A 20,770-nucleotide genomic window follows, 5' to 3' on the forward strand; every position below is an offset into this window, starting at 1 on the left:
GGGCTCTGATTGACGATTGCTGCCTCAGGGGGAGGACACGCCATGGCACCACAGCGATTTCACGAGCAGTTCGAGCAGATCCAGCGCTCCATGCCCGACACGCCGCTCGCGATGGGACCGGACGACTCGGCCGAGTTCATCTACGAGAAGGGCTACGTCCTCGTCCGTGACGGCGAGGACGCCCGCGTCGTAGAGGACACCGTCCGCGCGCACTTCACCGCCGACCCCGACCTGGTCCAGGACCATGTGCGCCGCGCGGGTCCGCGGACGAACCGTTCGGGCATCACGCGTATCCAGGTCGGCGACCCCGGCGCGGGCGACCGCAGCGGCGATCCCACCGTCGCGCACGCCCTGCGTGCCCTGCGGGAGACCGAGGGCCGCGCCGGACGCCGGCTCGTCAGCCGCAACCACCTCGTGGGCATCACGGGAGACGTCAACTCCTGCCCCGGTGACGAACCCGCGCCCGCCCCGCTCGCCGACGGCACCAACCCCACGGCGGCCGAGGGCGCCCACGACCCGTCCAGCGCGGTCGGCGTCCTCGTCATCGACACCGGCCTCATGCACGACTACCGCTCCTTCCCGTTGCTCGCCCACACCGAGGGCGACGCCCAGGTCCAGGAGTGCGACGAGCAGGGAGTCCTGCGGCAGTACGTCGGCCACGGCACCTTCATCGCCGGGCTCGTCGCCGCCGTCGCGCCCAACACGGACATCACCGTCCGCAACACCCTGCACGACGCGGGCGCCATCCTGGAGTCCGAGTTCGGCGAGAAGCTCTTCGAGGCCGTCGACGAGGGCGGCTGGCCCGACATCCTCAGCCTCTCCGCCGGCACCTCCAACGGCCGCACCGACGGCCTGCTCGGCGTCGAGGCCTTCATGCGGGAACTGCGCGACCAGCGCACCCTGCTCGTCGCGGCGGCCGGCAACAACGGCAGCGCCACGCCGTTCTGGCCCGCCGCCTACGCCGACCGGCCCGACTACCAGGACGTCGTGCTGTCGGTCGGAGCGCTGCGCGGCGACGGCGAGTTCGGCGCCTGCTTCAGCAACCACGGCGGCTGGGTGAAGGTGTACGCGCCCGGCGAGCGCCTCACCAGCGCCCTCACCGGCTTCGACGGGCCCGTGCCGTACGTGTACCAGCACTCCACCTACGACGCCTGCCGCTACGGCTTCGGCTACTCCTGCACCTGCCAGTCCCCGCGCCACACCGGCCTGTTGAGCGAGCCCGGCGGCACCGCCAAGCCCGACCAGGTGATGTTCGAGGGGTACGCGCAGTGGAGCGGCACCTCGTTCGCCACGCCCCTCGTCGCCGGCATGATCGCCGCCCACATGAGCGCGCAGGCGGAGCGCGACCCGAGGGTCGCCCGGTACAAGATGCTCGCCGCGAACTCCGGGTACGCGGAGGTGCGGGGGGCGCATGTGCCGGCCCTTCGCCCCCCGACCTGGCGCCCTGTCCCCGTCACCCCGCCGGCTCCTCGCTCATGAGGGTCGGAACCGTCCCCTCCGCGGCGTACGATGACTTGCCGTACACGAGGGGTGGGACTGTGGACCGTGCAGATGTCGGTGCGTTGGTCCAGTCCGCCGTCGACGGCGACGCGGCGGCCTGGAAGGCGCTCGTGGAGGGGCTGAGCCCGCTGGTGTGGTCCGTCGTGCGCGCGCATCGGCTGGGGGACGCCGACGCCCATGAGGTGTACCAGACGGTTTGGTTCCGCTTCGCCCAGCACCTCGGGCGGATCCGCGAACCCGAGAAGGCCGGGTCATGGCTCGCGAGCACCGCACGGCACGAGTGCCTGAAGGTTCTCAAGAGCCTGCGGCGGCTGACCGTGACGAGCGATCCGCAACTGCTGGACCGGGTCAGCGAGGACCGTACGCCCGAACAGTCGGTCCTGGACTCCGAGGAGGCCGCCGCCGAGTCCGAGCGCATCCGCTGGATGTGGCAGGAGTTCGAGGAACTCGGGGAGCGCTGCCGCCAGTTGCTGCGCGTCCTGATGGCCTCGCCGCCGCCCAGCTACCAGGAGGTGTCCGCCGCACTGGGCATCGCCGTGGGCAGCATCGGGCCGCTGCGCCAGCGCTGTCTGCGCCGCCTTCGGGCCCGACTCGACGCACGGGGAGCGCTGTGAACGACGACATGCACGACGACGGGTTCGACGGCGAACTGCTGGAGGAGGAGCTCCGCCAGGCCGCCACCATCCTGGACCCGGTACCGGCGCAACTGCGCCAACTCGCCGTCGAGGCCTTCGCACTGCACGATCTCGACGCCCGGATCGCCGAGCTGACCTTCGACTCGGTGGTGGACGCCATCCCGGTCAGAGGGGCGACGGACGTGCCGCGGATGCTGACCTTCCGCGCGGGTGAGGTGACCGTCGACGTGGAGGTGAGCGCGCAGGGCCTGCTGGGCCAGGTGCTGCCGCCGCAGCAGGCGCGGATCGAGGTGCTCGGCGGTCCGCAGACGGCCACGTCGGTCGTCGCCGACGACATGGGCCGCTTCACCAGCGACGCACCGCCCACCGGCCCGTTCGCCCTGCGGCTGCGGACCGGCGGCGAGACCGTCGTCACCGAGTGGCTGCGGGCCTGAGGCCCTTCCACGGCCTCGACCCTCGGGTCAGGGGGAGACGGCGTCCACCAGCGCCGCGAGTGCCCGCGCGAGCCGGGTGAGTCCGGGACCGGCCGGACCACCCGGCTCCGTCATGTACGTGTCCCGACGGATCTCGACCATCAGGGCACTGACGCGCGGCTCCTTGCCGTAGAACTCCAGCGGGACGTACGTGCCGCTGAACGGGCTGTCGAGTCCCGTCTCCCCGCACCCGGCGAACGCCTCCCGGGCGGCGGCGAGCAGCGCGGGCGGGGTGTGGAAGGAGTCGGTGCCCAGGCACACCGCCGGCCGTGGCCCCTCGCCGTGCAGTTCGTAGGGGAGCGGGGCGGTCGGGTAGGAGTGGACGTCGATGATCACGGCCTGTCCGGTGCCGGCGAGACGGTCGGCCACGGCGTCCGTCATGGCCCGCGAGTACGGCCGGAAGTACCGCTCGACCAGCGGGGCGGGGTCGGTGTCGGCGGGCCGCAGCGGCTGCCTGTGCGTGGTCCGGGTGTAGACGGCACCCATGCCGACGGCCTGCATCTCCTCGCGCTCGTCCGGGAACCGCTCCGGGTCCACGACCAGCCTCGACAGCCGGTTCACGAACCGCCACGGGGGGCGCTGCGCTGACTTGGCCGACGTCTCCGCGAGGTCGGCGGTGTGTGCGTCGACGATGTGGTCCAGCTCGCGTTCCAGGGCGGTGTCGTCCAGGACGATGCCGGTGCGGACGTCGGGTGGTATCTCGCGTGAAGAGTGCGGTATGTGCAGGATCACGGGGGAATCGGGCGCGCCGGGGAGCAGTTCGAACGAGGGCATCACGGTTGCTCCCGGGGTTGTCGGTTGTCTGCTGCACCGTTGGGGCTGGTCGCGCCCGCGCGGCGGAGCCGCATATCGATACAGCCCCGCGCCCCTAAAAGCGTGGCTCCGCCCCGGCCGGTACGCGACCGGTCGGGGCGGCAGCCTCAAGGCACCTGCGTCAGCTCAGGGACGCCAGTGCGGCGTTCCACGTGGCCGACGGGCGCATGACCGCGGCGGCCTTGGCCGGGTCGGGCTGGTAGTAGCCGCCGATCTCGGCCGGCTTGCCCTGGACGGCGTTGAGCTCGTCGACGATCTTCTGCTCGTTGGCCGCGAGCGTCTCGGCGAGCGGGGCGAAGGCCTTCGCCAGGTCCGCGTCGTCGGTCTGCGCGGCGAGCTCCTGCGCCCAGTACAGGGACAGGTAGAAGTGGCTGCCGCGGTTGTCGATGCCGCCGACGCGACGGGTCGGGGACTTGTCCTCGTTGAGGAAGGTCGCCGTGGCGCGGTCGAGGGCGTCGGCGAGGACCTTGGCGCGGGTGTTGCCGGTGGCGGTCGCGTACTGCTCCAGGGACGGCACCAGCGCGAAGAACTCACCGAGGGAGTCCCAGCGCAGGTAGTTCTCCTTGACCAGCTGCTGGACGTGCTTCGGCGCGGAGCCGCCGGCGCCCGTCTCGAACAGGCCGCCGCCCGCCATCAGCGGGACGACCGACAGCATCTTGGCGCTGGTGCCCAGCTCCAGGATGGGGAAGAGGTCGGTGAGGTAGTCACGCAGGACGTTGCCCGTGACCGAGATGGTGTTCTCGCCACGGCGGATGCGCTCCACCGACAGCTTGGTGGCCTCGACCGGCGCGAGGATCCGGATGTCCAGGCCCTCGGTGTCGTGCTCCCGCAGGTACTCGTTGACCTTGGCGATCAGCTGCGCGTCGTGCGCGCGGGTCTCGTCCAGCCAGAACACCGCCGGGTCGCCGGTGGCGCGGGCGCGGGTGACGGCCAGCTTGACCCAGTCGCGGATCGGCGCGTCCTTGGTCTGGCAGGCACGGAAGATGTCGCCCTCGGAGACCGGCTGCTCGATGACCACGTTGCCGCCTTGGTCGACCAGACGGACCGTACCGGCCGCCTTGATCTCGAAGGTCTTGTCGTGGGAGCCGTACTCCTCGGCCTTCTGCGCCATCAGGCCGACGTTCGGGACCGAGCCCATCGTCGACGGGTCGTAGGCGCCGTTGGCGCGGCAGTCGTCGATCACGGCCTGGTAGACGCCCGCGTAGGACGAGTCCGGCAGCACCGCGAGGGTGTCGGCCTCCTGGCCGTCCGGGCCCCACATGTGGCCGGAGGTGCGGATCATGGCCGGCATCGAGGCGTCGACGATCACGTCGGACGGCACGTGCAGGTTGGTGATGCCCCGGTCGGAGTCGACCATGGCCAGCTCCGGGCCCTCGGCGAGCTCGGCGTCGAAGGAGGCCTTGATCTCCTCACCGAAGTGCGGCAGGGCCTCCAGGCCCTTGAAGATGCCGCCGAGACCGTCGTTCGGGGACAGCCCGGCGCCGGCGAGGACCTCGCCGTACTTCGCGAAGGTCTTCGGGAAGAAGGCGCGCACCACGTGGCCGAAGACGATCGGGTCGGAGACCTTCATCATCGTGGCCTTCAGGTGCACCGAGAACAGCACGCCCTGGGCCTTGGCCTCGGCGATCTGCGCGGTGAGGAACTCGCGCAGCGCGGCGACGCGCATCACGGAGGCGTCGACGACCTCGCCGGCCAGGACCGGTACGGACTCGCGCAGGACGGTGGTGGTGCCGTCCTCGGCGACGTGCTCGATCCTCAGCGCGCCCGCCTCGGAGATCACGGCGGACTTCTCGGTGGAGCGGAAGTCGTTCTCACCCATGGTCGCCACGTCGGTCTTGGACTCGGAGGTCCAGGCGCCCATGCGGTGCGGGTGGGTCTTGGCGTAGTTCTTGACCGAGGCGGGGGCGCGCCGGTCGGAGTTGCCCTCGCGCAGGACCGGGTTCACCGCAGAGCCCTTGACCTTGTCGTAGCGGGCCTGGATCTCCCGCTCCTCGTCGGTCTTCGGGTCGTCCGGGTAGTTCGGCAGCGCGTAGCCCTGGCCCTGGAGCTCGGCGATGGCCGCCTTGAGCTGCGGGATCGACGCCGAGATGTTCGGCAGCTTGATGATGTTGGCCTCGGGCGTCTTCGCGAGCTCGCCGAGCTCGGCGAGGGCGTCCGGGATGCGCTGGTCCTCGGCCAGGTACTCCGGGAACACCGCGATGATGCGGCCGGCCAGCGAGATGTCACGCGTCTCCACGGTGACACCCGCCTGCGAGGCGTACGCCTGGACCACCGGCAGGAAGGAATACGTCGCCAGGGCCGGGGCCTCGTCAGTGTGCGTATAGATGATGGTCGAGTCAGTCACCGGGTGCTCCGCTCCACGTCTGCAACATTGCTCGACATCAAGATATCTCGTGATCGACCTCGGCTCGACAGGGGTCCGCACACGGGTGCGGGATGCGGGCCGACCGATCCGGTGACCGGGGACGGCAGCCGCCCTGGCCGCCGCCCCTCCGCCCGCGCTCCGCCGACCCGCACACCGTGCACGCCTCGGGCCAGGATCTGGCCGGATTCCTCCGGTCAGTCGAGGCGGACCGGAGGCAGCTCGGCCGCCTCCTCGGGGCCACGCTGCTGCGGGATCGCCACCGCGCCCTGCTGGATCGCCACCGTGCGGGCCGGCGCCGGGATACGGATGCCCTCCTTGCGGTAGCGCCGGTGCAGGCGCTTGATGAACTCGTGCTTGATCCGGTACTGGTCGCTGAACTCGCCGACGCCCAGGATCACGGTGAAGCCGATCCGGGAGTCGCCGAAGGTGTGGAAGCGGATGATCGGCTCGTGGTCCGGTACCGCTCCCTCGACCTCGGCCATCACCTCGCCGATGACCTCGTTCGTCACCCGCTCGACATGGTCCAGGTCGCTGTCGTAGGCGACGCCGACCTGGACCAGGATCGTCAGCTGCTGCTCGGGACGCATGTAGTTGGTCATGTTCGTCTTCGCGAGCTCCCCGTTGGGGATCACGACCAGGTTGTTGGACAGGTTGCGGACCGTCGTCTGGCGCCAGTTGATGTCCTCGACATAGCCCTCCTCGCCGCTGCTCAGCCGGATGTAGTCGCCGGGCTGGACGGTCTTGGAGGCGAGGATGTGGATGCCCGCGAAGAGGTTGGCGAGCGTGTCCTGCAAGGCGAGCGCGACCGCGAGACCACCGACGCCCAGGGCGGTGAGCAGCGGCGCTATCGAGATGCCCAGGGTCTGGAGCACCACCAGGAAACCGATGGCCAGGATCAGGATCCGGGTGATGTTGACGAAGATCGTGGCCGACCCGGCGACACCGGGCCGGGACTGGGTGACCGTCCGCATCAGCCCGGCGATCCCGCGGGCCACCGCCAGCGTCACGACGAAGATCAGCAGCACGGTCAGGATCTGGTTGACGTTGTGCTGGACCGTCCGGGTCAGCGGCAGCGCGGCGCCCGCGGAGGCCGCGCCGCCGAGGAAGGCCGCCCACGGCACCACGGTCCGCAGGGTGTCCACGATCAGGTCGTCGCCGCTCCAGCGGGTGCGGTCGGCGTGCTTGCCCAGCCAGCGCAGCAGCATCCGCAGCAGGAAGGCCGCGAGCAGCCCCGCGGCCACCGCGATTCCGGCGACGACCAGGTCGTCCACGGTGAGCGCTCGGTTCACCGGTCACCTCCGGGAAGAAGAACTGCGGCGAACCCCTTCGCCGACGGCCGGATGTGAAGTCTCGTCACGTTGTCACCTGCTCGATTCCGCGATGTGCCGTCGCGCCGGTCACCCCATCCCCCGAGACCGGCGCGAGGGCTCATCCTGCCGTATCGGGTACACGTGTTCGTGCCGGGATCGTCGGCCGGACGGCCGCATCGACCGCTTTCGGGCATTCTCCCCCGGACAGCCGCTTCCCCGGAGGCGGAACGGCCGCACGCCGGGGCTCAGTCGGTGCGCGCCCGCGGCACACGGGCGCACGCCGGACGACCACTTGACGCCGTACGTGACGGGAACGCCCCGTAGGGGCGCGAGGCTGCATCCATATGCGGCTCCGCCGCGCGGGCGCGATCAGCCCCCACGAACTCGCACCCCCCGACGGAGCAGTCGTCCCGAGCCGGCCGGGCACCGCTCCCTCCTCACATGTCAGCAAAAGATCCATGCCGCCCGGCGCCGGAGGCGAATCGAGCCGCACCCTCCAGGCTCTCCGCCAGTACGCCCATCCCGTGCGCGAGTTCCCCTCGCATCGCCGCCGGCTCGTCCAACCCGTCCTGCTCCAGCACCGAGGCCCGGTCGGCGCGCAGACAGGCCTGCGGGAACCCCGCGATCACGGCGGCCAGCTGCTCCGCCTCGGCGCGGGCGCGCCCGGTCGGCACGACACGGTTGGCCAGCCCCATGTCGTAGGCCTCGCCCGCCGGAACCGCCCGTCCCGTCAGGATCATGTCCAGCGCGCGGCTCGTGCCGATCAGCCGGGGCAGCCGTACCGTGCCGCCGTCGATCAGCGGCACACCCCAGCGGCGGCAGAACACCCCGAAGACGGCGTCCTCCTCGGCCACCCGCAGATCGCACCACAGGGCAAGCTCCAGCCCCCCGGCGACGGCGTGCCCGGCGACCGCGGCGATCACCGGCTTCGACAGCCGCAGCCGGGTCGGCCCCATCGGCCCGTCGCCCACCTCGGTGACCCGGTTGCCGCGCTCGGTGCCGAGCGCCTTGAGGTCGGCTCCCGCGCAGAACGTGCCGCCCTCCCCCCACAGCACCGCCACCCGCGCCTCGTCCTCGGCCTCGAACTCCCGGAAGGCGGCGACGAGTTCGGCGGCGGTGGGGCCGTCGACCGCGTTGCGGACCTCGGGCCTGGAGAGGACTACGGTGCTGACGTGTCCCTGGCGCTCGACACGGACCGGCATGGCGGGGCCCCTTTCGATGGTCGGACCTCGCACGTTACTGACCAGTCACATGGCCTTCCACCGGAACGGGCCGCTCAGATCACCGTCCATCCGGACCACCGGCCGCTCAGATCACCTTCCACCGCACCAGCGCACCCAACGTCAACGCCCCCGGCAGCAGCGGCAGCCACACCGTGATGATCCGGTACGCCAGGACCACCGCCGTCGCCACCGCCACCGGGCCGCCCACCGCCACCAGCGCCACGATCAGCGCCGCCTCCACCGAGCCGATCCCGCCCGGCGTGGGCACGAGGGCGACGGCCACGGTCGCCGCGAGGTACGCCAGCGCCATGTGAGCCGGCGGCACGTCCAGCCCCAGCGCGAGGCCGACCAGGACCAGCCCGGACGCCTGGAGCGCCGGGAAGGCCAGGGAGCCGCCCCACAACGCCAGCGCCCTGGAGGGGCGGGTGTGCACCGAGCGCGCCTCGCCCAGCGCGGTCCGCAGGAACGACAGCACGGCCGCGCGCAGGCGGCGTACGAGCGCGAAGACGGCGACGACCACGAGGGCCGCCGCACCGACGGCCAGCAGCAGCGGACCCCAGGCGCCGTCCGGAAGGAGCGGCCCGAGGCGCAGGGCGTGCGGGAAGGTGATGAGCAGCGCGGCCAGCAGCCCGACCCGGGCCACGCTCTCCGCGAGCAGATACAGCGCCAGCGCGGCCGAGGAACGCGCGAGCGGCAGCCCGCACACCGTCATGAAGCGCAGATTGACCGCGCTCGCGCCCAGCCCGGTGGGCAGCAGATGGTTGGCCGAGCCCGCCGCGAACTGCGTGACGAGCAGCCGCAGTCGGGGCAGCCGGTCGACCACTGCGCCCTGCCGCGTCACCGCCGCCGCCACCCAGGTCAGACAGGTCACACAGACCGCCGCGAGAAGCCAGGGCCACTTGGCCGTCGCCAGATGGCCGACGCCCTCGGCGAGCACGGCCCGGTGCCGCACCGCGACCACGACGACGAGGACGAGCGGAAGCAGGCACAGTATGTGGCGCAGCGGGAGCCGCCTGGCCAGGCGTCCCGCGGAGAGTCGTACGGCTGTCACATTCGGAGAGCCTCTCCAGGCAGCGCCAACGGCGGGTTGCGGCCGTGGGGACGGCGCCTTACGGAGAAAAGGATTGACCTCAATGTCGCTTGAGGTTCTACGGTCGCCACCATGAGCATGGAGACCACAGCCTGGACACAGCTGTACAGCGTCATGAACGCCCAGCGGGAGCGGCGTCCGTTCGCCCGCGCCACGCTGCGCCGGATCGGCGCGTTCGCCCGCCCGCACCGCCGCAGGATCGCGCTCTTCGTCGTGCTCGGGATGATGACCGCGCTGCTCGCCGTCGCGACCCCCGTGCTCGCCGGACATGTCGTCGACGCGATCGTGACGGGCGACGACGAGGGCACCGTCGTCCGGCTGGCCCTGCTGATCGCCCTGATCGCGCTCGTAGAGGCAGCCCTCGGGATCCTCGCCCGGCGGCTCTCGGCCACCCTCGGCGAGGGTCTGATCCTCGATCTGCGGACGGCTGTGTTCGATCATGTGCAGCGCATGCCGGTCGCGTTCTTCACACGTACTCGTACGGGAGCGCTCGTCTCCCGTCTCAACAACGACGTGATCGGCGCCCAGCGCGCCTTCAGCAACACCCTGTCCGGCGTGGTCAGCAACCTCGTCACACTGCTGCTCACGGTCGCCGTCATGCTCACCCTGTCCTGGCAGATCACCCTTCTCGCCCTCGTCCTGCTGCCGGTGTTCGTCTTCCCGGCCCGGCGCATGGGGCACCGCATGGCGAGGATGCAGCGGGAGGCGGCCGGCCTCAACGCGGCGATGGGCACCCGTATGACCGAGCGCTTCTCGGCCCCCGGAGCCACGCTGGTCAAGCTCTTCGGGCGCCCGCAGGAGGAGTCGGAGGAGTTCGCGAGCCGGGCCAGGAGGGTGGCCGAGATCGGCGTACGGACGGCCACCGCCCAGTCGGTGTTCATCACCGCGCTCACCCTGGTGTCCGCCCTGGCCCTCGCCCTGGTCTACGGCCTCGGCGGCTGGTTCGCCCTGCGCGGCACACTGGAGCCGGGCGCCGTCGTCTCGCTGGCCCTGCTGCTGACCCGTATGTACGCGCCGCTCACCGCACTGGCCGGCGCCCGCGTCGAGGTCATGAGCGCCCTCGTCAGCTTCGAGCGGGTCTTCGAGGTGCTCGACCTCAAGCCGCTGATCGAGGAGAAGCCGGCCGCGAAGAAGGTCCCGGACGGCCCGGTGTCGGTGGAGTTCGACGACGTCCGCTTCGGATACCCGTCCGCCGACAAGGTCTCCCTCGCCTCCCTGGAGGAAGTGGCGACCCTCGACACCCGCGGCGGCGCCGAGGTGCTGCACGGCATCTCCTTCCGCGCCGAACCCGGGCAGACCGTCGCCCTGGTCGGCTCGTCCGGCGCGGGCAAGTCGACCATCGCCCAGCTGCTGCCGCGTCTCTACGACGTCGACGAGGGCGCCGTGCGGGTGGGCGGCATGGACGTCCGTGACCTGAGCGCCGAGTCGCTGCGCGCCACCCTCGGCATGGTCACCCAGGACGGCCACCTCTTCCACGACACCGTCCGCGCCAACCTGCTCCTCGCCCGCCCGAGCGCCACCGACGCCGAACTCTGGGACGCCCTGCGCCGCTCCCGCCTCGACGATCTCGTACGGTCCCTGCCCGACGGCCTCGACACCGTGGTCGGCGAGCGCGGATACCGGCTCTCCGGCGGCGAACGGCAGCGCATGACCATCGCCCGCCTGCTGCTGGCCCGTCAACGCGTCGTCATCCTCGACGAGGCCACCGCCCACCTCGACAACACCTCCGAGGCCGCCGTCCAGGAGGCGCTGACCGAGGCCCTGGAGGGCAGGACCGCCGTGGTGATCGCCCACCGGCTCTCCACCGTGCGGGCGGCGGACCTGATCCTGGTCGTCGAGGCGGGCCGGATCGTCGAACGCGGCACGCACGAGGCGCTGTTGGCGGCCGGCGGACGTTATGCCGAGCTGTACCGGACGCAGTTCGAGCAGGGGGTCTCCGGGATGGCGGAGATCGCGGCCGAGGTCGAGGCGGCGGGGGAGGCCGCGTAGCGGACCGGTGGACGGCGCACGACCCCGATTCGGCCAACGTCGACGGCAGGACTCGTCAGGAACACACAAACATCGACAGCATCATTGCTTCGACCGTGTTCACAACCTAGTGTGCGTTCGGTTTCCCAACAGCACCGCACAGGATCTGACGTTCCCTCAAGCCACACAGTGCTCGCGCTCTGCCGTCCCGAGGAAGGCCACGTCATGCCGCACGCTCCTGAGTCCCCTGTCGGCCACGCGTCCCACACCCAGGGGGTGCCCGTCAGCCGGCGTCGTCTCCTGGAAGGCGGGGCCGCCGTCCTCGGCGCGCTCGCCCTGTCCGGATCGTCAGCGGCCGTGGCACACGCGGCCGACGGGGCCGGAGCCGCGGCCGAAACCCCGGAGTGGAACGGCCAGATCAACCTCTTCCAGGTCGGCGCCGAGCCACCGCACACCACGCTCATGCCGTACGCGCACGTGAAGCAGGCCCTGGCCGCCGACCGCACCCGCTCGCCGTACCGCATGAGCCTGGACGGCAAGTGGAAGTTCGCCTACGCCGACCGCCCCGACGACCGCGACGCCGACTTCTACCGCACCGACGTCGACGACCGGGACTGGGACACCATCCCGGTCCCCTCCGTCTGGCAGATGCACGGCTACGACTTCCCGATCTACGTCAACATCACCTACCCGTGGTGGGGCCCCAACGGTCTCGGCGAGGAGCCCCAGCCGCCGAACGCCCCCACCCGCTACAACCCCGTCGGCCAGTACAGACGTACCTTCACCGTCCCGAAGGACTGGAACGGACGGCGGACCTTCCTGCACTTCGAGGGTGTCAAGTCCGCCCACTACGTGTGGATCAACGGCGAGTTGGTGGGCTACAAGGAGGACTCCTTCACCCCCGCCGAGTACGACATCACCAAGTACCTCAAGCCCGGCACCAACCAGATCGCGGTGGAGGTGTACCGCTACTCCGACGGCGACTGGCTGGAGGACCAGGACATGATCCGGCTGAGCGGCATTTTCCGCTCGGTCTACCTGTACTCCACCCCCGTCGTGCACCTGCGCGACTTCAAGCTGGACACCCCGCTCAGCGACGGCTACCAGGCCGCCGCCCTGTCGGTCACCGCGAGCGTGCGCGCCTACGGCGGAAGCGGCGGCGGACGCTACACCGTCGAGACACAGCTGTACGACCGGGCCGGGCACCCCGTCTGGTCCCGCCCCCTGCAGCAGCGGGTCGACGTGGGTGCCGTCGGCGAGGACGTGACCGTACAGGCCGAGCGGGCCGTGCCCGCGCCGAAGCTCTGGTCGGCCGAGCACCCCTACCTCTACACCGCCGTCCTCCAACTGCGCGACCCGGCCGGAAGGGTGGTCGAGACCCTGTCCCACCGCGTCGGCCTGCGCGAGTTCGCGCTCAAGGACGGCCTGATGCGGATCAACGGCAAACCCGTCTCGTTCCGCGGCACCAACCGGCACGAGATGCACCCCGACCGCGGTATCGCGCTCACCCGCGCGGACATGGTCGAGGACATCACCGTCATCAAGCGCCTGAACATCAACACCGTCCGCACCTCGCACTACCCGAACAACCCGGTGTGGTACGAACTCGCCGACGAATACGGCCTCTACCTCGTCGACGAGACCAACCTCGAGACCCACGGCATCCGCGGCCAGTACCCCGGCAACCACGCCGACTGGAGCGAGGCGTGCGTCGCCCGCGCGCAGAACATGGTCCACCGCGACAAGAACCACGCCTCGGTCGTCATCTGGTCGCTCGGCAACGAGGCGGGCGGCGGCAGCACGTTCGTCGCCATGCGCGACTGGATCAAGTCGTACGACACCACGCGTGTCGTCCAGTACGAGGGCGACGACCGGCCGACGATCAGCGACATCCGCTCGGAGATGTACGACAGCCCCGCCACCGTCGAGTCCCGCGCCAAGAACACCAGCGACACCCGCCCGTACGTCATGATCGAGTACTCCCACGCGATGGGGAACTCCAACGGCAACTTCAAGAAGTACTGGGACCTGATCCGCCGCTATCCCGTCCTCCAGGGCGGCTGGATCTGGGACTTCGTCGACCAGTCCCTGAGCTGGCCGACCCCGGCCCGCAAGCAGTTCACGGAGGCCGGACCGGCCGGCCTGCGCGGTGAGATCCTCGCGCCCAGCGGCACCTTCGACCGCGCCAAGGGCGTCTTCGGCGGCACCGTCTTCGCCCGCGACGCGAGCCTCGACCTCACCGGCTCCCTCACGCTGGAGGCGTGGATCACCCCGCACGTCCTCGGCTACCACCAGCCCATCCTCGCCAAGGGCGACACCCACTACGCGCTGAAGCAGACCAACAAGAACCTCGAGTTCTTCATCTACGGCGGCGGCCAGTGGATCACCGCGAGCTGGGCGCTGCCCGACGGCTGGACCGGCACCGAGCACCACGTCGCGGGCGTCTTCGACGCGGACGCGGGCCGGCTCACCCTCTACGTCGACGGCGAGGCCAAGGCCACCCGCACCACCACCCAGAAGCCGGCGAAGAACACCGCCTCCCTCGCGCTCGCCACGGACACGGACAACCCCAGCCGGGAGTTCAGCGGCACCATCCGGCGGGCCCGCGTCTACGCCCGGGCCCTGAGCGCCGGCGAACTGGCCTCCGACAGCCGGGGCCCCCGTGACGACGGGGTGCGGTTCTGGTTCGACGCGGCGACGGTCGCCCTGACCCAGAAGCGGCCCAAGGAGAAGACCTTCTTCGCGTACGGCGGCGACTGGGGCGACAACCCCAACGACTTCAACTTCGTCGCCGACGGCATCGTCACCGCCGATCGCGGCCACACCGGCAAGGCCGCCGAGATCAAGCGGATCTACCAGGCGGTCAACGCCGCCCCCGCCTCCGGCGACCGGCTCACGCCCGGCGCGGCGGTCACCCTCACCAACGAGAACCTCTTCACCAACCTCCGTGAGTTCGAGGGACGGTGGGCGCTCGTGGCCGACGGAAGGGTGGTGCGGCGCGGGAAGCTGAGCCGCGCCCAGCTGGACGTCGCGCCGCTCACCAGCAAGGAGATCACCGTGCCCTTCACGGTGCCGGCCGACCCGGCGCCGGGAACCGAGTACTTCCTGGAGCTCTCCTTCGCCACGAAGGAGACGACGCCGTGGGCCAGGACCGGCTTCGAGGTCGCCAAGCAGCAGCTCCCCGTCGACGCGGGCAGCCCGGCCGTGACAGCGGTGCCGCTGGACAGCGTTCCGGCACTGACATACGAGGACGGCGACGACGCGGTCACCGTCACGGGCCGGGGCTTCTCCGTCGTCGTCGACAAGAAGAGCGGCGTCATCACCTCCTACAAGGCACGCGGCGCCCAGCTCATCACCTCCGGGCCCGTCCCGAACTTCTGGCGGGCGCCCACCGACAACGACCACGGCAACGGCCAGCACACCCGCAACCAGACCTGGCGTGACGCCGGCGCGGGCCGCAAGGTCACCGACGTCACCGTGCGCGGGCTGCGGGACCGGGCCGTCGAGATCAAGGTCGCCGGCACCCTCCCGACGACCACCGAGTCGACGTACACCACCACCTACACGGTCTTCGGCAACGGCGAGATCAAGGTCGACAACACCCTGCACCCGGGCGCGTCCTCGCTGCCGTACATCCCGGAGGTCGGCACCCTGCTGTTCCTGCCCGGCCGCCTGGAGAAGCTGCACTACTACGGCCGCGGGCCCGAGGAGAACCACTGGGACCGCAACAACGGCACCGACGTGGGCCGCTACTCCGGCACCGTCTCCGGCCAGTGGGAGCCCTACATCCGCCCGCAGGAGAACGGCAACAAGACCGACGTCCGCTGGATCGCCCTCACCGGCCGCGACGGCACCGGCCTGCTCGTCTCCGGCGAGCCGCTCCTGGAGGTCAACGCCTCGCACTTCACCCCGGAGGACCTGTCGGTCGGCGCACGCCACGACTACCAGCTGACCCCGCGTGAAGAGGTCGTCCTGCGGGTGAGCCACCGGCAGATGGGTGTGGGCGGCGACAACAGCTGGGGCGCCCACACACACGACGAGTACAAGCTGTTCGCGAGCCGCGACTACTCCTACACCTACCGGCTGCGCCCGCTGACCGAGGTCGACGAGGCGACGAGGGCGTCACGCAGGCCGACCGCGGCGGAGTGACGCACATGACCGGCGGCGAGGTGGTCCCGGCCTTCGGGTACGCCACCTCGCCGCCGGCGGGATCACGTCACGGAGTCGCCCGTCGTACCTCCCGCGCGTACGGCGCCACGGTGACCCGGTCGATCAGCGGGGCGTAGCGGGAGCGCAGCAGCACGCCGGGGAAGGTGTCCGAGGCGTAGGTGGTGCCGTCGAAGTTGGGCAGTTCCTCGGAGCGGAAGGTGATCGTGTTCTGTCCCTTCTTCAGCTGGACGGGGACGGTCAGCTCCCAGAAGTTGTTCTGGTGGAAGCTGTGCGGGAAGCCGACGCGGCGCTTCTCGCCGCCGTTGACGGTGATGTCGGCGTGGCGGGCGAGCGGGTCCGGGTTGTAGTGGGTGGCTTCGGACTGCTCGGGGTTGGAGTAGCGCACGCGCAGCGCGTACAGGCCGGCCCGGTCCGCGGCGACGGTGAAGGTCGCGGTGTTGCCGTTGCCCGGGTCGCCGCCGATCCCGGTGATCGCCGTGCCGCCGGTGGCCAGGGACAGCGAGGAGAGCGCGGCCGAACCCGCGAGCTCGGCGTCGCCCGCCTCGTACGTGCGCTCCGGCAGCGTGCCCTTGGTGGGCGTGACCGTGAGGCGGTCGACGAGGGTGGTGGACGAACCCCCGGTCAGCGTCACCTTGTTGACACCGCCCGAGAGGGAGACCGCGACGCTGCTCCCGCCCTTGGCCAGACGCAGGACGTCATGCCCGTTGACCGAGAGCCGGGCCCCCGTGCCGTCGAGGGTGTCCACCTTGAGGGTGGCCTCGCGGTCGGCGGGGGAGTAGACCCAGAACGTGGCGGTCTGGCCCCTGGAGAGCCGGGCCGCGCCTGATCCCGTGGCCGCCTGCTTCGGAAGGTCGTAGCGGGGCCGCGCGCCGCCGCCCAGCCAGGCCAGCTCACCCTCGTACACCTGACTGCCGGCGGAAGCGTCCGGCAGGGACAGGGTGAGGCGGTCGACGATGGCATCCCCCTTGGTGGCGCGCTTGCCGTCGGCGCTCTTCGCGGCGAGCGTCAACGTGTGCCTGCCCTTGGTGAGCTTCACCTTGGTGTCGGTGTGGTCCCACACCACCCACTTGTAGCCGAGCGGCAGATGCAGTTCCTGCTCGCTGTCCGCCTTCCCGTCCACGCGCACGAAGACGTTGGTCGGACCCTGCTCCTTCACACTGGCGTAGGTGTTCAGGGAGTTGGCGAAGACGCCCAGGTCGTAGGTGCCGTCCTCGGGCACGTCCACAGTGAAGTCGAGCGTCATGTCCGAACCGGTGCGCAGACCGCCGACGTCGTAGCCGCCGGAGGTGTAGAACTTCGACACGTCGCGCGGCGAGCCCTCCGGCCCGTTCTTCGTGTAGCCGGATCCGGTGTGGGCGGCGTCCTCCGCCTCGTACGAACCCTGCCAGCGCACCGGCGGAGCCTGCGTGCCCTTCGCCTTCCCGGCCGGGCTGAGGACGATCTCGTACGCCGAGGACTCCTTCAGCGTCGGCAGCGCGCCGTCGCCGAAGTCGACGACCACCGTGCCGTCGTCACCGACCTTCAGGTTCTTCTCCGTGAGCAGCTTCGGACCGGAGTTGTCGCCGACCTGCCCGCTCCACTCGATCTCGCGCACCCAGGCGTGGACCTGGCTGCCGAAGACCTTCTTCGGGACGCCCGCGAAGGTGATGTGGCCCTTGCCGGTGGACCCGCCGAAGATCAGCCGTGCCTGCTTCTTCTTCTCGTCCAGGGTGGCGACGCCCTGCATGGTGTAGTTCTGGCCGGGGAACGGCGGGGCCACGGACACGGTGTGGCCGCTCATCGAGGCGTACGAGTTCAGCAGCCACCACTGGCCGTTGCCGCGGTTGGCCTGCACGGCCGAGTCGGAGAGGTTGCCGTCGATGTTCCAGTACGCGATGTCGGCGTCCACCTTGGACTCCTCGATCGCGGACACCCACTGGATCATCTGGCCGGGTACCGAGGTGTGGTAGTTGAAGGCGTACTCGTTGATGTTGATGGGGAGTTGGGTGCCCTCACGGGTGGTGCCCTTGAACAGGTCCTTCTCCCACGCCCGGTACTTGGCGACGCTCTCGCGCACCGCCTCCGGGTGGCTCAGCTCGTGCCAGGTGATGACGTCCGGGAGGGTGCCGGCGGCGAGGGTGTGGGTGAGGAAGCCCTTGACCTGGTCGTAGAGGACGCTGGTGTTCGGTCCCGCGATGCGGGCGTCGGGCATCTTGCCCTTGATCAGCTTGTAGAAGTCGTCCCAGGCGGCGAAGTAGTCGTCGGGGTCGTTCAGCCAGCTGACCTTGTCGTAGCTCCACTCGCCGGTGCCGAACATGTTGCCCTCGGGCTCGTTGAACGGCACGAAGACGACGTTGTCCCGGTACTGCTCGGGCAGCTTCAGGACCTGGTCGACCTGCGCGGCGACCTTCTCCTTGTAGAGCTTGAGCTTCTCCGCGGGGGTGGCGCCCGGCCACTGGTAGGGGAAGCCGCGGTGGATGTCCGTCATGTAGATGTAGACATCGCCGTTGGTGGAGTCGGCCAGCGGCTTCACCACCTCCAGGGCGTCGGCACCGGGGTGCTGCGGACCGTCCTGCGCCTTCGTGGAGACCGTGCGCAGGCCCATGCCCTCCATGAGGTTGTTGGTCGGCACGTCCGGGCCGTACACCCCGTAGAGGGTGCCGGAGGCGCCGCCGTGGAACGCGCCGGTGTTCGAGCCGAGATCGACGCTGAGCTGCCCCTCGCGGACCACGGTCACGGTCGCCCGCACGGCCCGCCCCGCCGCCGAACCCGCCACCGTGAAGGTGCCCGGCGCGTCGTACTTCTCCGGCGGCACGGCGTCCCAGGTGACCGGCACGTCCCGGTCGTAGCCGTCGGAGAAGGTCGAGCGGACCGCGGCCGGGAGGGACGGGGCGGTTCCGGTCGTGGTGCGGACGTCGAACGACGTCTTCGAGAGTTCCTGGACCGTCGGCACAGCTGAGACCGTACCGGCCACCTGCTCGGCGCTGAGCGCCGTGTGCCACACGGTGAAGTCGTCGATCGCGCCCTTGAGCAGCGGGTCCGGCCAGAAGGACTTGCCGATGTATCCGGCCGCCGTGGCCGAACCGTCCAGCAGTTCCCTGGCCTTGATGGCGGTCGCGGCGGAGGAGACCGCCACACCGTCCAGGTAGGTGGTGAGCCGGCCGGCGGTGGAGTCGAGGGTCACGGTGACCGTCCGCCACTCCTCGGCGGGAAGCATCGCGTAACCGCGCACCTGTGCCTCCGCGCCCCCGCCGCCGGTGGTCACGGACGTCTGGAACAGCCCGTTGCCGTTGTACGGGGTGCTGAAGAGGTACTTGGTGGTGTTGGTGCCCAGATCGAAGATCCGCTGCCAGGACGACTTGTCGCCGCTCCACTTCACTCGGGCGGAGACCGTCAGGTCGGTCGCGTCGCCGACCACTTCACGGGGCAGGCGGACATACGCGCCGTCGGAGGTGGGCGCCCCGCCGGGCAGGGCCAGCGCCCTGCCGCCGTCGGTGCCCTCGACGGACCGGGCGGTGGAGCCGTTCACCAGGGTCGCCGACAGGCCGTTGCCGGAGCTGTCGGTGATCCGGCCGGAGGCGAGATCGTCCTGGTCGAAGGTGTAGCGGGCGGTGGGCGCGGGCGCCTCGGCCGCCTGAGCGGCGGAGACGGGTGCGGCCAGCAGGCCCGCGCCGAGAGTCAGTGCCACGGCGGCCGGGGCGCGGCGCCGGGCGGATCTGTCAGCGGATGGCATGGATCGCGTCCTCAATCCTTGGGTGGGTGTCGAAGAGTGAGCGTCGAAGAGCGAGCAAGCGTCGAACCGGTTCGATCCCACTGCGTCGCGGCGGCAGGGTGGTCTTCGGATGGCGCGGTCGGCAGCCCTGCAGTTCCGGGCAGGCGCGGTAACGAGCCCTCAGTCGTCGGAAGGATCTCTTCATCGAACCGGTTCGCGAAGCTAGCACCGGGACTCCCGGCCAGCAATCCCCCCGGCGCAAGGTTTCTCGACTCCTGTCGCCCGTACCAGGAAGTGAGGCCATTGGTGTTGACAGGCGCCCGAGGGGTTCCTACCTTCGCTTCACGCGAACCGGTTCGACAGCTGGTCCGCCATCGAACCGGTTCGACGAAGGAGTGCCGTGAACATCGGTGAGATCGCCCGGCGGGCCGGTGTCTCGCGCAGCACCGTGTCCTACGCGCTGAGCGGCAAGCGCCCCGTCTCGGAGGACACCCGCCGGAAGATCCAGCAGGTCGTCGACGAACTGGGGTACCGGCCCAGCGCCAGCGCCCGCGCCCTGGCCAACGGGCGGACCAGCACCATCGGCCTGGTCTTCCCGCCGGCCGGGAACCACTACACGGGCATGCAGCTGGACTTCATCGGAAGCGTGGTGGAGGCCGCCGCGGCCTATGACTACGACGTGCTGCTGTCACCCAGCGGCATGGACAGCGACCGTTCCTTCCAGCGGCTGCTGGGGGAGCGCAGGGTCGACGGCGCGATCCTGATGGAGATCAGACTGGAGGACGACCGGGCCGACCACCTGGCCGAGCTGGACTTCCCCTCCGTCGCCATCGGCCGCACCGCCCACCCCGAGGGCAGCTGGTGGGTGGGCCTGGACCACACCGCCCTCGTCCAGGCGTGCGTCCACCACCTCGCGGACCTCGGCCACCGCCGGGTCGCCTTCGTCAACCGCCCCGAGCAACTGCTGCGGGCCGGCTACGAGTCCGCGCACCGCGGTCTCGACGGCTTCACGAAGGCCGCCGCCGAGCGCGGGCTGACGGTCCGGACGTACTGCTGCGGCGACGACGCCGCCTCCGGCCAGGGCTGCGTGGAGAGGATCCTGCACGACGACCCGGCCACCACGGCCCTGGTCACGCTGAACGAGGCCGCGCTCGGCGGCCTCTACCGGGGGCTCGCCCAGGCGGGCCGCCACGTCCCGCGCGACTTCTCCGTCACCGGAGTCGTCGCCAGCCGCTGGGCGGAGACGGTGACCCCGCAGCTCACCGCGGCGGACGTACCGGCGGCCGAGCTGGGCCGGCTCGCCGTCGACCTGCTGGTGGAGCGGCTCGACCACCCCGACGCGCCGCCCCGGCACCATCTGCTCACCCCGCCCATCTCGCTGCGGGCCAGCACCGGTCCCGCCGGAGCCACCCGGTCCGACGCGACGCCCTGACCCCACGGCACGCCCGAACCGCTCGACCGCGCGGTCAGCCGTACCCGCTCTCCGCCCGCCACCCACTGCTTCGCCACCGGCACCCACCGCTTCGCCACTG

The 20,770-nt window shown here is 70.8% G+C and carries 12 protein-coding genes; 6 read left to right on the forward strand and 6 right to left on the reverse strand.

The annotated features are described in order from the left end of the window. The first annotated feature begins 42 nt into the window (after positions 1-42). The 3 genes from L0P92_RS03535 to L0P92_RS03545 are packed head-to-tail and all read left to right on the forward strand — an operon-like array spanning position 43 to position 2,569. A complete protein-coding gene (locus tag L0P92_RS03535; protein ID WP_234760955.1) occupies positions 43-1,479 on the forward strand; it encodes a S8/S53 family peptidase in 1,437 nt (478 codons plus the stop codon). A 59-nt stretch (positions 1,480-1,538) separates the two neighbouring features. After that, positions 1,539-2,114, forward strand: coding sequence for an RNA polymerase sigma factor (locus tag L0P92_RS03540; protein WP_234760956.1), 576 nt, complete (start codon positions 1,539-1,541; stop codon positions 2,112-2,114). Between the two features lie 8 nt (positions 2,115-2,122). Next, positions 2,123-2,569 carry a hypothetical protein gene (locus L0P92_RS03545; RefSeq protein ID WP_234761012.1) on the forward strand — a complete coding sequence of 149 codons (447 nt, stop codon included), beginning with the start codon at positions 2,123-2,125 and terminating at the stop codon, positions 2,567-2,569. 27 nt (positions 2,570-2,596) lie between these two features. Here the strand turns inward: L0P92_RS03545 and L0P92_RS03550 are convergent, their stop codons facing one another. The 5 genes from L0P92_RS03550 to L0P92_RS03570 all read right to left on the reverse strand — a co-directional run bounded on the left by L0P92_RS03550 (position 2,597) and on the right by L0P92_RS03570 (position 9,370). Then, entirely contained in the window at positions 2,597-3,382 is a 786-nt protein-coding gene (locus tag L0P92_RS03550) for an N-formylglutamate amidohydrolase (RefSeq protein ID WP_234760957.1), read from the reverse strand. A 160-nt stretch (positions 3,383-3,542) separates the two neighbouring features. Beyond that, the gene (locus L0P92_RS03555; RefSeq protein ID WP_234760958.1) at positions 3,543-5,765 is read right to left on the reverse strand and encodes an NADP-dependent isocitrate dehydrogenase; all 2,223 of its coding nucleotides are present in this window, start codon (positions 5,763-5,765) and stop codon (positions 3,543-3,545) included. Between the two features lie 215 nt (positions 5,766-5,980). Continuing rightward, positions 5,981-7,075 (reverse strand): mechanosensitive ion channel family protein, encoded by a 1,095-nt coding sequence (locus L0P92_RS03560; RefSeq protein WP_234760959.1) that lies wholly within the window; start codon positions 7,073-7,075, stop codon positions 5,981-5,983. Positions 7,076-7,533: 458 nt separating this feature from the next. Next, complete coding sequence (locus L0P92_RS03565; protein ID WP_234760960.1) at positions 7,534-8,298, reverse strand: crotonase/enoyl-CoA hydratase family protein; 765 nt, start codon at positions 8,296-8,298, stop codon at positions 7,534-7,536. A gap of 106 nt (positions 8,299-8,404) precedes the next feature. Further along, positions 8,405-9,370 carry a lysylphosphatidylglycerol synthase transmembrane domain-containing protein gene (locus tag L0P92_RS03570; protein ID WP_234760961.1) on the reverse strand — a complete coding sequence of 322 codons (966 nt, stop codon included), beginning with the start codon at positions 9,368-9,370 and terminating at the stop codon, positions 8,405-8,407. A 111-nt stretch (positions 9,371-9,481) separates the two neighbouring features. Between L0P92_RS03570 and L0P92_RS03575 the strand changes: the two genes are divergently transcribed. Together L0P92_RS03575 and L0P92_RS03580 are read left to right on the forward strand one after the other, a co-directional pair. Beyond that, positions 9,482-11,398 (forward strand): ABC transporter ATP-binding protein, encoded by a 1,917-nt coding sequence (locus L0P92_RS03575; RefSeq protein WP_234760962.1) that lies wholly within the window; start codon positions 9,482-9,484, stop codon positions 11,396-11,398. A gap of 204 nt (positions 11,399-11,602) precedes the next feature. Next, positions 11,603-15,526, forward strand: a complete 3,924-nt coding sequence (locus tag L0P92_RS03580) for a glycoside hydrolase family 2 TIM barrel-domain containing protein (protein WP_234760964.1) — start codon at positions 11,603-11,605, stop codon at positions 15,524-15,526. Between the two features lie 67 nt (positions 15,527-15,593). On the opposite strand, the gene L0P92_RS03585 is transcribed toward L0P92_RS03580, so the two are convergent. Beyond that, a complete protein-coding gene (locus L0P92_RS03585) occupies positions 15,594-19,259 on the reverse strand; it encodes a LamG-like jellyroll fold domain-containing protein (protein ID WP_234760965.1) in 3,666 nt (1,221 codons plus the stop codon). Positions 19,260-19,638: 379 nt separating this feature from the next. Here L0P92_RS03585 and L0P92_RS03590 point away from each other — a divergent pair, with 379 nt between their 5' ends. Next, complete coding sequence (locus L0P92_RS03590) at positions 19,639-20,670, forward strand: LacI family DNA-binding transcriptional regulator (RefSeq protein ID WP_234760967.1); 1,032 nt, start codon at positions 19,639-19,641, stop codon at positions 20,668-20,670. Positions 20,671-20,770 lie beyond the last annotated feature (100 nt).

The sequence above is a fragment of the Streptomyces muensis genome (genome assembly GCF_021474425.1).
Classification (GTDB): domain Bacteria; phylum Actinomycetota; class Actinomycetes; order Streptomycetales; family Streptomycetaceae; genus Streptomyces; species Streptomyces muensis.